Source organism: Acidovorax sp. FG27, from assembly GCF_040365715.1.
Taxonomy (GTDB): domain Bacteria; phylum Pseudomonadota; class Gammaproteobacteria; order Burkholderiales; family Burkholderiaceae_C; genus Paracidovorax.
Map to the genome: position 1 here is coordinate 1 of NZ_BAABVY010000013.1, position 11,927 is coordinate 11,927.

Below are 11,927 nucleotides of genomic sequence, written 5' to 3' on the forward strand. Positions count from 1 at the left end.
GCTCTGCGGCGTTGCGGCGCTTGTGGATAGCCGTGCTATCCACTGCGCACCGCGCCTTGCAGCCCACCCGCCCACACCGCTGCCCTTCGGGTTGGAGCGAAATCGGGCGATTGGAGGCTCCGGCTGCTTGCATGGGCACGAGCCCATGCGGCGCATCCGCAGCATCCACTCATCCCGATTGCGCTCCAACGCGATCCCCTGCGAGATCGTAAACACGTTCTAAGGGATGTCGCCCACGTTGCGCTGGTCGTCGGCCCACGCCTTGTCCCACCGTGAGGTGCAGGTGGCGGTAGGCCTCGCCCCACTTGCTGTAGTGTGATGATGTTGCGGCCGATCTCGCCGCGCTGCTGCTCCAGGCTGTGGGCGATGAAGGTGCGCGAGCGCTGCTGCACGTCGGCATCCTGGCTCAGCGCGTTCGTCACCAGCGAGTGGACGCCCACGCCGATCAGCACCAGCAGGGCCCAGATGGCGGGAAAGAGTCGCAGCAGCAGAGGGTGGTTGCGGCGCAGGGCGGCCCAGCGCAGCGGCGGAAGGTCGGTTATGGAAGGGCAAGGGGCCGGCGCGGGGCCGGCGGCGGCGCCCGGCGGGCGCGGCGGGCGCGGCGGGCGGCGCGGAAAAGACGCCGCTGGATTGTCTCAGAACGTAACGCGGCGTGCGTCATCCGGGGCGATTACGCTACACTTTTCATAGCATCAGACCCCCATGCATCAAGCGCTGCAGCCCTGAAACACCTGAAAGCCCGCGCAAAACCCCGGTCCGCACGCGGCTCCCGCCGGCGCGGCCCATGCGAGGGATCAACCCTCGAACTGCGGGTGCGTCTGCCGGATGCGGGCCATGGCGATGCCCGCCGCCGCCGTGCGGGTCTCGACCCCCAGCTTGACGTACACGCGCTCCAGGTGCTTTTTCACCGTGGCCGGGCTGGAGCCGAGGATGTCGCCGATGTCGCGGTTGGTCTTGCCCTTGAGCAGCCAGTAGAGCACCTCGGCCTCGCGCGCGGTCAGCTTGAAGCCGAGCGCCAGGGCCTCGATGACCGCCGCATCGGACACCTCGCGCATGACGATGAGCCAGTCGCCACCGCCCTCGCTGTCGCCGGTCTGCTGGTGCAGGCTGAACGACAGGCGGCGGGCGCCGCGCTCGATCACCAGGCGGGGCGGCTCGATCTGCTGCGCGGCGAGCGCCGGCACCTGCGGCAGCTGGGCCTGCAGCCAGTCGATGACCGGCGCGGGGGCGTGGTGGGCGTCGGCCGCGCCGAAATAGTCGCGCAGCAGCGTGCGGGCCAGCGCTGTCTGCCACATCAGCCGGCCGTCGGCGGCGCGCACCGTCAGGCTGGCGTAGCCGAAGGCGTCGAGCGCGTTGCGCGCCTGGCCGGCCTGGCGCACCTCCTGCCGCGCGCGGCGGGCGCCCTGCAGGTGCACGTTCATGCGCGCCAGCACCTCGCGGGGCTTGATGGGCTTGGTGACGTAGTCCACGCCGCCGGCGGCCAGCGCGGCCTCGAGGTGCTCGGTCTCGGTCAGGCCGGTCATGAAGATGATGGGAATGTGCGCGGTGGCGGGCAGGCTCTTGAGCCGCCGCGCCACCTCGAAGCCGTCCATGCCGGGCATCATCGCGTCGAGCAGCACCACGTCGGGCACGGCCTGCGCGGCGCGGGCGAGCGCGGTCTCGCCGCTGGTGGCCACCAGCACGGTGTAGCCGGATTCATCGAGCGCGTCGTGCAGCATCGCCAGGTTGTCGGGCACGTCGTCCACGATCAGCACCAGGTCGGACTGGGCGCGGTCCATCACGGCGGCGGGCGCAGGGGTGGCAGCGGAGTTCATCGGGGGTCTTAGGGCAGGTTCACGGTGGGCCGCCTGCGGCGGGAGCGCGGGGCTGCGCGGCAGGCGGGATCATCCGGCCCAGCGCTTCGAAGTCGAACTGCCGCGCCAGCGCACGTGCCTGCGCGACCCAGGCGGCGCATTCGGGCTGCGCGGCCTCGATGGCGGCCAGCTGGTTCAGCACGCCCCGGTAGTAGCCCAGCGCCACGGCCTCGGCCAGCGGCGCCGCCCGGGCCGGGTCGGGCGCGAGCAGGGCCGGGGCGCCCGGCGCGCCCGGCGCATCGGCCGCTGGCGCCGCGGGCGCGGGGCTGGCCTCCAGCCACTGCAGCGCGAGGCGGCGCTCCAGCCAGTCGAGCAGTTCGCTGTGGCGCACGGGTTTGACGATGAAGTCCTCGGGCCGGATGCCGACGTCGTTGTCCAGCCCCTTGTCGAAGGCGTTGGCGGAGACGACGGCGACGTGCGTGTCCGCATGGCCAGCGGCGCGCAGGCGGCGGATGGTTTCCCAGCCGTCGATGCCGGGCATGGCCAGGTCCATGAACACCACGTCGGGCCGGTAGCCCGCGGCCAGCAGGTCGAGCGCGTCGTGCCCGCTGGCGGCGGTGCGCAGCTCGAAGCCCAGCGGCGAGAGCAGCTGCACCAGCAGCTCGCGGTCCGGCTCTTCGTTGTCGACCACCAGCAGCCGGCGGCGCGGGCCGGCATAGCCGCGCCGCACGGGGCGCGGCCCGGCGCTGCGCAGCTCGGCCGCGCCCAGGGCGCCCGGGTGCACCTCGGGCAGGAAGAGCCGGATGCGGAACAGCGCGCCGGCCCCGGGCTGGCTGATGACGGTCATCTCGCCGCCCATCAGCTCGGTCAGCATCTTGGCGATGGTCAGGCCCAGGCCGGCGCCGGGCGCCGCGGCCTGGCTGCTGGCGGCGCCCCGGGCGAAGGGCTCGAAGATGCTGGCGCGCTCGGCCTCGGTCAGGCCAGGGCCGCTGTCCTCGATCTCGATCAGCGCCAGTTCGCGCGCGTGGCGCACGCCCAGCCGCACGTGGCCAGCGGCCGTGAACTTGATGGCGTTGCCGATCAGGTTGATGAGGATCTGCCGCACGCGCTTGTCGTCGCCGCGCACCACCTCGGGCAGCACGCCCTGCGGGTCGAAGCGGAACTGCAGGCCCTTGGCGCGGGCCTGCGGCTCGAACATCTCGGCCATCTCGTGCATGCAGTCGGCAAAGCGCATGGGCCGCACCTGCAGCGTGAGCTTGCCGCTCTCGATGCGGGCGATGTCCAGCGTGCCTTCGATCAGCGACAGCAGGTGCTCGCCGCCGCGACGGATCACGCCGACGGCCTGCTGGCGGTGGGGCGGCACGGTCATGTCCTCGCCCATCAGCTGCGCGTAGCCCAGGATGCTGTTGAGCGGCGTGCGCAGCTCGTGGCTGATGGCGCTGATGTAGCGGCTCTTGGCCTGGTTGGCCTGGTCGGCCAGGCGCCGGGCGTGCTCGGCCTCCTCCCGCGCCTCCTCGGCCACGCCGCGGGCGTGTTCCGCCGTGCGGCGGGCCTCCTGCAAGGCTTCGTCGGTGCGGCGGTGCAGGGTGATCTCGCGCTGCAGCAGGTGGGTCTGGCGGTTCGATTCCTCCTGCGCCACCTTGCGGCTGGTGTGCGCCAGCACCAGCCACCAGGCGACGATGCCCGAGATGACGAGCAGCGCGACGTAGGCCTTCAGCAGCCCCGAGCGCAGGGCCGCCACCGGCGCGCCGCCCGTGCCGACGGCCTGCAGCTCCTGGTGATAGAACAGCCCGAACACGGCGGCCAGCAACGGCGCGATGACGAGCATCAGCAGCAGGAAGTGGCCCAGGCCCGTGTCCAGCAGCCGCCAGGCGCGGCGCGGCAGCAGCCAGCGCAGCGCAGCGCTCCATTGCACGGCCAGGTGCGCGTGCGGCTTGCACATGTCGCCGCAGCGCGCATCGAGCGTGCAGCACAGCGAGCAGATGGCGCCCTGGTAGGCGGGGCACTGGGCCATGTCGGGCGCCTCGTACTCGCGCTCACACACCACGCAGCGCTGCAGCGCCGTGGCCCGGCCGGCGGGTGGCGCGGGCTGGGCGGGCCGCGCCAGGTAGTAGCGCCCGCGCGTGGCCCAGGCGATGAGCGGCGCGGCGGCGAAGGCCGTCACCATGGCGATGACGGCGGAAAACGCCTGCGCCAGCGGCCCGAACAGCCCCAGGTGGGCGCTGATCGACAGGGCCGAGGCCAGCGCCATGGCGCCCACGCCCACCGGGTTCACGTCGTAGAGGTGCGCGCGCTTGAATTCGATGCCCCGGGGCGACAGGCCCAGCGGCTTGTTGACCACCAGGTCGGCCACCACCGCCATCATCCAGGCGATGGCGATGTTGGAGTAGAGCCCCAGCACCTGCCCGAGCGCGGTGAACACGTTCATCTCCATCAGCATGAAGGCGATGAGCGTGTTGAACACCACCCACACCACGCGGCCCGGGTGGCTGTGCGTCAGGCGCGAGAAGAAGTTGCTCCAGGCGAGCGAGCCGGCGTAGGCGTTGGTGACGTTGATCTTGATCTGCGACACCACCACGAAGAGCGCCGTGGCCGCCACCGCCCAGCCGTAGTGCGGGAACACGTACTCATAGGCCGCCAGGTACATCTGGTTGGGGTCCACCGCCCGCTCCACCGGCACCATGTGCGTGATGGCGAGGTAGGCCAGCAGCGCCCCGCCGAGCATCTTGCCCACGCCCAGCACCACCCAGCCCGGCCCGCCGGCCAGCACGCCCAGCCACCAGCGGGCACGCCGGCCCGGCACCTGCGCCGGCATGAAGCGCAGGTAGTCGGCCTGCTCCCCCATCTGGGTGATGAGCGCGATGCCGACGGTGAGTGCAGCACCAAACAGGGGCAGGCTGAAGCCCGCACCGGCACCGGATTCACCACCATAGTGCACGACACCCGAGAACGCACCAGGTTCGCGCGCCCACACGAACACGAAAGGCACCACCAGCATCACCAGCCACAGCGGCTGCGTCCACAGCTGCAGCCGGCTGATGACCGACACGCCGTGCGTGACGAGCGGAATGACAACCAGCGCGCAGATGAGGTAGCCCCAGCGCGGCGGGATGTCGAGCGCCAGCTCCAGCGCATAGGCCATCACGGCGGCCTCGAGCGCGAAGAAGATGAAGGTGAAGGTCGCGTAGATCAGCGAGGTGATGGTGGAGCCGATGTAGCCGAAGCCCGCACCGCGGGTGAGCAGGTCCATGTCCACGCCGTGCCGGGCGGCATAGACGCTGATCGGCCAGCCGGCCAGGAAGATGATGAGCCCCGTCGCCAGGATGGCCCAGAAGGCGTTGGCCCAGCCGTACTGCACCAGCAGCGTGGCGCCGACCGCCTCCAGCACCAGGAACGAGGCGGCGCCGAACGCGGTGTGCGCGACCCGCCACTCGGACCAGCGACGGAAGCGCTGCGGCGTGAAGCGCAGGGCGTAGTCCTCCATCGTCTCGGTGGCGACCCAGCTGTTGTAGTCGCGGCGCACCTTGACCACCTGCTGGGGCACGGCGTCCAGCGGCGGCGGGGCAGCAGGCAAGTGGGCGGGCGCGGACGGGGTCGGGGCGGTGGCGGGCATGGCGGCGGGGGGCGGGGTGCAGGTTCCATGCCACGGCGGGGGGTGAAGGCGCGCATCGGCGGGTGGCGTGCTGCCGCGAGCGCGAGCGCGAGCGCGGGCGCGAGTGCCGTGGCGTATGGACAGGCACGGCGATTGCTGACTACGATCTGCCCTCGCCTTGCCCTGGTCGAGTGCGCGCAGCCTCCACGGCCCGCGTCCGCTCGTTCATCCCCTTACCCGCCTCGCAGCCGCGCCATGGAACTGACCCCCCGCGAAAAAGACAAGCTCCTGATCTTCACCGCCGCGCTGCTGGCCGAGCGGCGCCGGGCGCGGGGCCTGAAGCTGAACTACCCCGAAGCCATGGCGCTCATCAGCGCCGCCGTGATGGAGGGCGCCCGCGACGGCAAGACCGTGGCGCAGCTGATGAGCGAGGGCCGCGCGGTGCTGACCCGGGCCGACGTGATGGAAGGCGTGCCCGAGATGATTCCCGACATCCAGGTCGAAGCCACCTTCCCCGACGGCACCAAGCTCGTCACCGTGCACCAGCCGATCGTCTGACGGCTAAATTCCAAGTCAAATCCCCCTCCAGCGCTCATACCCATTGGGCCTAATGCTATGAAAACCGAAGCACAACGATTCATCGCCCTCGCGGCCCTCGGCCTACTGCCCGCATTGGCACTGGCGCACCCCGGCCACGGCGCCGAGGACGCGCTGCACGCGGGCGCGGGCTTCCTTGACGGGTTCACCCACCCCTTCACAGGGCTGGACCACCTGGCCGCCATGCTGGCCGTGGGCGTGTGGAGCGCCCTGGCCGTGCGCCCGGTGTGGCTGGCGCCGGCCGCCTTCGTCGCCCTGCTGACGGCAGGCGCGGCCGCGGGCTTTGCCGGCGTGGCGGTGCCGGCGGTGGAGCCCATGATCGCGGCCTCGCTGCTGGTGCTGGGCCTGCTGGTGGCCTGGCGCCGGCACCTGCCGCTGGCGGTGGCCGCCGGCGTGGCGGGCGTCTTCGCGTTCTTCCACGGCGCCGCCCATGGCGCAGAGCTCGCGGGCGGCAGCCAGTGGCTCGCCCTGGCCGGCATGGTGGCCGCCACCGCCCTGCTGCACCTGGCCGGCATGGCACTGGGCCGCATGGTCATGGCACGCCACCGCTGGCTGGCCGTGGCGGGCGGCGCGGGCACGGCGCTGCTGGGCGTCGCGATGCTGGCCCGGCTGGCCTGAACGCGCTTGGCCGCCAATCCACCGCACCGATCGGCATCCCCATGATCCCTGGTGAACTCCTCGTCGACGAGGGCGAGCACGCCCTCAACCCCGGCCGGCGCACGCTCGGCCTGGTGGTTCGCAACACCTCCGACCGGCCCATCCAGGTCGGCTCGCACTACCACTTCGCCGAAACGAACGCGGCGCTGGAATTCGACCGCGCCGCCGCCCACGGCATGCGCCTGAACATCGGCAGCGGCCTGGCCGTGCGCTTCGAGCCCGGCCAGCAGCGCACCGTCGAACTGGTGGACTACGCCGGCAGCCGCGTGGTGCATGGCTTCCGCGGGCTGACCCAAGGCCCGCTGGACGCATCCGCATGACGGGGCTGTTCGCCTCGCTGGCGCTTCCCCGTTGAACCGAACAACGCACGACACACCATGGCCACCCTTTCCAAACGCGCTTATGCCGAGATGTTCGGCCCCACCACCGGCGACCGCGTGCGCCTGGCCGACACGGGCCTCATCGCCGAGGTGGAGCAGGACTACACCCTGCGCGCCGGCGGCTATGGCGAAGAGGTGAAGTTCGGCGGCGGCAAGACCATCCGCGACGGCATGGCGCAGAGCCAGCGCACCCGCAGCGAGGGTGCCATGGACACGGTGCTGACCAACGCGCTCATCATCGACCACTGGGGCATCGTCAAGGCCGACATCGGGCTGAAGGACGGCCGCATCGCCGCGATCGGCAAGGCCGGCAACCCGGACACGCAGCCCGGCGTGGACATCGTCATCGGCCCGGGCACCGAGATCATCAGCTGCGAGGGCAACATCGTCACCGCCGGCGGCATCGACAGCCACATCCACTTCATCTGCCCGCAGCAGATCGAAGAGGCGCTCGCCTCGGGCATCACCACCATGCTGGGCGGCGGCACGGGCCCCGCCACCGGCACGCTGGCCACCACCTGCACCTCGGGCCCCTGGAACATCGAGCGCATGCTGCAGGCGGCCGATGCCTTCCCGATGAACATCGGCTTTCTGGGCAAGGGCAACGCCAGCCAGCCGCAGGCGCTGCGCGAGCAGATCGACGCGGGCGTGATCGGCCTGAAGCTGCACGAGGACTGGGGCAGCACGCCCGCCGCCATCAGCAACTGCCTGGACGTGGCGGACGAGACCGACACGCAGGTCGCCATCCATTCCGACACGCTCAACGAAAGCGGCTTCGTCGAGAACACCATCGCCGCCGTGGGCGGGCGCGGCATCTGCGCCTTCCATACCGAGGGCGCGGGCGGCGGCCATGCGCCCGACATCCTGCGCGTGGTGGGCGAGGACAACTTCCTGCCCTCGTCCACCAACCCCACCATGCCCTACACGGTCAACACGCTGGACGAGCATGTGGACATGCTCATGGTGTGCCACCACCTCGATGCCTCCATCGCCGAGGACCTGGCCTTCGCCGAAAGCCGCATCCGCCGCGAGACCATCGCCGCCGAGGACGTGCTGCACGACCTGGGCGCCATCAGCATGATGAGCAGCGACAGCCAGGCCATGGGCCGGGTGGGCGAGGTCATCCTGCGCACCTGGCAGACGGCGCACAAGATGAAGGCCCAGCGCGGCGCGCTGCCCGGCGACGGCGAGCGCAACGACAACACCCGCATCAAGCGCTACGTGGCCAAGTACACCATCAACCCGGCCATCGCCCACGGCGTGAGCCACGAGGTGGGCAGCATCGAGGTGGGCAAGTGGGCCGACATCGTGCTGTGGAAGCCCGCCTTCTTCGGCGTCAAGCCGGCCATGATCCTCAAGGGCGGCTTCATCGCCATGGCGGCCATGGGCGACCCGAACGCCTCCATCCCCACGCCGCAACCGGTGCACTACCGGCCCATGTTCGGTGCCTTCGGCGGCGCCCTGGCGCGCACGTCGCTCACCTTCGTGTCGCAGGCGGGCCTGGCGAACGGCATCGGCGAGCGCTTCGGCCTGGCCAAGCCGCTGGCCGCCGTGAAGAACATTCGCGGCGTGCGCAAGCAGCACATGGTGCACAACGGCTACACGCCGCGCATGGAAGTGGACGCCCAGACCTACACCGTGCGCGCCGACGGGCAGCTGCTGACCTGCGAGCCGGCCGCGGTGCTGCCGATGGCGCAGCGCTATTTCCTGTTCTGACGCCGGCGCAACGCCATGGCCCACGGCCTGTCGTCAGCCGCGCGGCTGCGCGTGCGCACGGATCCAGTCGGCGAAGGCAGGCTCTTCGAGGGCGCCGGAGGCGACGGAGAGCATGGTCAGCACACAGTCCGCGTCGTTCGCATCCAGCGTCCAGCCATTCAGCGCCAGGAACAGCTCGACCGCCACGAAAGCCGTCCGCTTGTTGCCGTCCACGAACGGGTGATTGCGGGCCAGACCATAGCCGTAGCTGGCCGCCAACGCCGCAGCGTCGGGGTCGCCATAGTGGGCCAGTTGCCGAGGGCGTGCGAGGGCGGACTCCAGCAGCCCCTCGTCGCGCGTGCCCGTGCCGCCGCCGTGCTCGCCCAACTGCTCTTCGTGCACGGCCACGATGACGGCCGGAGCGAGCCACACCCAGGTGTCGTTGACGGCGCTCACTTGGCCAGCTCGCGCAGCACGTTGCGCCGGCGCTTCATGATGTCGCGGGCAGCGGCCATTTGCTCGCTGAACTCCGGGTCATACGGACGCAGGGTGATGCCGTCTTCCACTTCGGTCACGAACAGCGAATCGCCCTTCTCCACCTTGAGCCGCGCCAGCACCTCCTTGGGCAGGATCACGCCCACGGAATTGCCGATCTGGGTGAGTTTGAGTGCGGACATGGCGGACACCTCGCGTCGAATCAAGTTATAACGAACGTTATTATCCACCCTCTTTCGCTTCACCGCCACCCATGCTTCACATCAGCAAATGCATTCCCCAGGGACAGGGCCTGGCCCCTGTCCTGCTCAAGCGCGCAGCCACCCTGGAACTGGACTGGGACACGCGCCAGAAAAGCCGCTTCGCCGCCACCGACTCCGCCGGGCGCGAATTGGGCGTGTTCCTGCCACGCGGCACCGTGGTGCGCGGTGGCGACGTGCTGGTGGCGGAGGACGGGTCGCTGGTGCGCGTGGCCGCCGCGCCCCAGGCGGTGCTGCGCATCACCCACTGCAGCCAGCACGGCACGCCGTTCGACCTGACGCGCGCCGCCTATCACCTGGGCAACCGGCATGTGCCCATCGAACTCACGCCCGGCCATCTGCAGATCGAGCCCGACCACGTGCTGGCCGACATGCTGCGTGCCATGCACCTCACGGTGGTGGAAACGCAGGCGCCCTTCGAGCCGGAAGGCGGGGCCTATGCGGGCGGCGGGCACCATCATCATGGCCACGATCACGGCCATGGCCATGGCCATGGCGAAGCACACGCGCATGAGGCCCAGCACAGCCACGCGCCAGGCCACGTCAGCCATGAGCACGCCGACTGCGGGCATGACCACAGCCATCACCACCATCACTGACCTGTCCGTGCCTCCTGGCGATTCCGAACCTCCCCTGCCGCCCGCCAGCCTGCTGCAGCTGATCTGGCTGGCCTCGCCCGCCCTGCCGGTAGGCGGTTTTTCGTACTCGGAAGGGCTGGAAGTGGCCGTGGAGCGGGCAGGTGTCGCTACCGAATCCGCAGCATCGGACTGGCTGGTCGCCCAGTTGCAGCTGACCCAGGCACGCGGCGACATGGCGGTGCTGCAGCAGGCGGTGGCGGCGTGGCGCTGCGCGGACCACGCGCGTGTTCGCGCCCTGAACGACTGGGTGCTGCACACGCGCGAAACCAGCGAAATGCGCCTGCAGACCGAACAGATGGGACGGTCGTTCGCAGACTGGCTGCGCAACCAGCACGCGCAGGACGCGGCCCGGCTGCACGACGTGGCGGTGCTGGCCGCCCTGCCGCCCACCTACCCCATCGCCTTTGCGCTGGCGGCCAGCGCCCTGCAGGCCAGTCCCCGCGACGTGCTGCTGGCCTACACCTTCGGCTGGGCCGAAAACATGGTGCAGGCCGCCATCAAGGCCGTGCCGCTCGGCCAAAGCGCGGGCCAGCGTATCCTGGCCCGGCTGGCCGCCGCCATGCCCGAGGCCGTGGCGCAGGCGCTGCGCACCGGCGACGCCGACCGCCAGGCCTTCTCGCCCATGCTCGCCATCCTGTCGGCGCAGCATGAAACCCAGTATTCCCGCCTCTTCCGCTCCTGACCTTTCGAGCTTGTCGCATGAACATACCTGCCACCACCTCCGCCCTGCACCACATTCCGAACCGCACCAAGCCCCTGCCCCCGCTGCGCGTGGGCATCGGCGGGCCCGTCGGCTCCGGCAAGACCACCATCCTGGAAATGCTGTGCAAGGCCATGCGCGACCAGTACGACCTGGTCGCCATCACCAACGACATCTACACCAAGGAAGACCAGCGCCTGCTCACCGTGAGCGGCGCGCTCCCGGCCGAGCGCATCATGGGCGTGGAAACCGGCGGCTGCCCCCACACCGCCATCCGCGAGGACTGCTCCATCAACCTGGAAGCCATCGACCGCATGCTGGTGCAGTTCCCGAACGCGGACATCGTCTTCGTCGAAAGCGGCGGCGACAACCTGGCCGCCACCTTCAGCCCGGAACTGAGCGACCTCACCATCTACGTGATCGATGTCGCCGCCGGCGAGAAGATCCCCCGCAAGGGCGGCCCCGGCATCACCAAGAGCGACCTCTTTGTCATCAACAAGACCGACCTGGCGCCCCACGTCGGCGCCAACCTGGAAGTGATGGAAGCCGACACCCGCCGCATGCGCGGCAGCAAGCCCTTCGTCATGACCAATCTGAAGACACTGCAGGGGCTGGACGAGGTAGTCGGCTTCCTGGAGAAGAAAGGCCTGCTGCGTCCGCAGTGAACCGCCTCGGGCGGGAGCACCCGGGCACGCGGCTAGAATGCGGCTCCTGCTTTTCCGGAGACGTGGGTGAGCGGTTTAAACCAGCAGTCTTGAAAACTGCCGACGGGCAACCGTCCGTGAGTTCGAATCTCACCGTCTCCGCCACCGCACCAGTAGAAAAATGCGCCCTCCGGGGCGCTTTTTTGTTGGACCCGTCCATCCATCGACGAACGGAAGTCGATGGAGTCGTACACCGCAGGGCCGTTCCGTGTCGCCACCGGCTGCCGCCTGTCATGTCAGGCCGTGCCGGTGCATCCACCCCCTGACCGTTTCGTGCGAATAGCCACCGGTCTGTTCTGCAGCAATGCCCCGCGCAACAGGGGCATCTTTTCCATCGGTCGGGATGACGAGCCCCGACTTACGCAGCTTTTCTTGCGCCCGTCGTCCAGGATGTGGTGCGGCCACGCTGGCAAGCG

General features: G+C 70.2%; 11 protein-coding genes and 1 tRNA gene. 8 read left to right on the forward strand and 4 right to left on the reverse strand.

Going from position 1 to position 11,927, the window contains the following annotated elements; all coding sequences use genetic code 11:
- Window positions 1-794: 794 nt before the first annotated feature.
- Both ABWV53_RS17795 and ABWV53_RS17800 read right to left on the reverse strand, forming a co-directional pair.
- Complete coding sequence (locus tag ABWV53_RS17795) at window positions 795-1,814, reverse strand: response regulator (protein ID WP_353367479.1); 1,020 nt, start codon at window positions 1,812-1,814, stop codon at window positions 795-797.
- A 19-nt stretch (window positions 1,815-1,833) separates the two neighbouring features.
- On the reverse strand, window positions 1,834-5,406 hold the full coding sequence (locus tag ABWV53_RS17800) for a hybrid sensor histidine kinase/response regulator (protein ID WP_353367480.1): 3,573 nt from the start codon (window positions 5,404-5,406) through the stop codon (window positions 1,834-1,836).
- 234 nt (window positions 5,407-5,640) lie between these two features.
- Between ABWV53_RS17800 and ABWV53_RS17805 the strand changes: the two genes are divergently transcribed.
- The 4 genes from ABWV53_RS17805 to ureC are packed head-to-tail and all read left to right on the forward strand — an operon-like array spanning window position 5,641 to window position 8,735.
- The gene (locus tag ABWV53_RS17805) at window positions 5,641-5,943 is read left to right on the forward strand and encodes an urease subunit gamma (protein ID WP_353367481.1); all 303 of its coding nucleotides are present in this window, start codon (window positions 5,641-5,643) and stop codon (window positions 5,941-5,943) included.
- Between the two features lie 57 nt (window positions 5,944-6,000).
- Complete coding sequence (locus tag ABWV53_RS17810) at window positions 6,001-6,600, forward strand: HupE/UreJ family protein (protein ID WP_353367482.1); 600 nt, start codon at window positions 6,001-6,003, stop codon at window positions 6,598-6,600.
- 41 nt (window positions 6,601-6,641) lie between these two features.
- Window positions 6,642-6,959 (forward strand): urease subunit beta, encoded by a 318-nt coding sequence (locus tag ABWV53_RS17815; RefSeq protein WP_353367483.1) that lies wholly within the window; start codon window positions 6,642-6,644, stop codon window positions 6,957-6,959.
- Between the two features lie 57 nt (window positions 6,960-7,016).
- Window positions 7,017-8,735 carry an urease subunit alpha gene (gene ureC / locus ABWV53_RS17820; RefSeq protein ID WP_353367484.1) on the forward strand — a complete coding sequence of 573 codons (1,719 nt, stop codon included), beginning with the start codon at window positions 7,017-7,019 and terminating at the stop codon, window positions 8,733-8,735.
- A 33-nt stretch (window positions 8,736-8,768) separates the two neighbouring features.
- Here ureC and ABWV53_RS17825 read toward each other — a convergent pair whose 3' ends face one another.
- Both ABWV53_RS17825 and ABWV53_RS17830 read right to left on the reverse strand, forming a co-directional pair.
- On the reverse strand, window positions 8,769-9,170 hold the full coding sequence (locus ABWV53_RS17825) for a type II toxin-antitoxin system death-on-curing family toxin (RefSeq protein WP_353367485.1): 402 nt from the start codon (window positions 9,168-9,170) through the stop codon (window positions 8,769-8,771).
- Window positions 9,167-9,391, reverse strand: coding sequence for an AbrB/MazE/SpoVT family DNA-binding domain-containing protein (locus ABWV53_RS17830; RefSeq protein WP_353367486.1), 225 nt, complete (start codon window positions 9,389-9,391; stop codon window positions 9,167-9,169). The genes ABWV53_RS17825 and ABWV53_RS17830 overlap by 4 nt, the downstream gene beginning before the upstream one ends.
- A gap of 71 nt (window positions 9,392-9,462) precedes the next feature.
- Here ABWV53_RS17830 and ureE point away from each other — a divergent pair, with 71 nt between their 5' ends.
- The 4 genes from ureE (at window position 9,463) to ABWV53_RS17850 (ending at window position 11,616) form a co-directional block, all read left to right on the forward strand.
- The gene (gene ureE, locus ABWV53_RS17835; RefSeq protein ID WP_353367487.1) at window positions 9,463-10,068 is read left to right on the forward strand and encodes an urease accessory protein UreE; all 606 of its coding nucleotides are present in this window, start codon (window positions 9,463-9,465) and stop codon (window positions 10,066-10,068) included.
- Window positions 10,040-10,789 carry an urease accessory protein UreF gene (locus tag ABWV53_RS17840; RefSeq protein ID WP_353367488.1) on the forward strand — a complete coding sequence of 250 codons (750 nt, stop codon included), beginning with the start codon at window positions 10,040-10,042 and terminating at the stop codon, window positions 10,787-10,789. Before ureE ends, ABWV53_RS17840 begins: the two co-directional genes overlap by 29 nt.
- A gap of 17 nt (window positions 10,790-10,806) precedes the next feature.
- Window positions 10,807-11,472, forward strand: coding sequence for an urease accessory protein UreG (gene ureG, locus ABWV53_RS17845; RefSeq protein ID WP_353367489.1), 666 nt, complete (start codon window positions 10,807-10,809; stop codon window positions 11,470-11,472).
- Between the two features lie 56 nt (window positions 11,473-11,528).
- A tRNA-Ser gene (locus ABWV53_RS17850) sits at window positions 11,529-11,616 on the forward strand.
- The last annotated feature ends 311 nt before the right edge of the window (window positions 11,617-11,927 follow it).

Coding starts and splice junctions, on each gene's coding strand:
- ABWV53_RS17805 (WP_353367481.1), top strand. CDS start 5,641: ATGGAACTGACCCCCCGCGAAAAAGACAAGCTCCTGATCTTCACCGCC.
- ABWV53_RS17810 (WP_353367482.1), top strand. CDS start 6,001: ATGAAAACCGAAGCACAACGATTCATCGCCCTCGCGGCCCTCGGCCTA.
- ureG (WP_353367489.1), top strand. CDS start 10,807: ATGAACATACCTGCCACCACCTCCGCCCTGCACCACATTCCGAACCGC.
- ABWV53_RS17800 (WP_353367480.1), bottom strand. CDS start 5,406: ATGCCCGCCACCGCCCCGACCCCGTCCGCGCCCGCCCACTTGCCTGCT.
- ABWV53_RS17795 (WP_353367479.1), bottom strand. CDS start 1,814: ATGAACTCCGCTGCCACCCCTGCGCCCGCCGCCGTGATGGACCGCGCC.
- ureC (WP_353367484.1), top strand. CDS start 7,017: ATGGCCACCCTTTCCAAACGCGCTTATGCCGAGATGTTCGGCCCCACC.
- ABWV53_RS17830 (WP_353367486.1), bottom strand. CDS start 9,391: ATGTCCGCACTCAAACTCACCCAGATCGGCAATTCCGTGGGCGTGATC.
- ABWV53_RS17840 (WP_353367488.1), top strand. CDS start 10,040: ATGACCACAGCCATCACCACCATCACTGACCTGTCCGTGCCTCCTGGC.
- ABWV53_RS17815 (WP_353367483.1), top strand. CDS start 6,642: ATGATCCCTGGTGAACTCCTCGTCGACGAGGGCGAGCACGCCCTCAAC.
- ureE (WP_353367487.1), top strand. CDS start 9,463: ATGCTTCACATCAGCAAATGCATTCCCCAGGGACAGGGCCTGGCCCCT.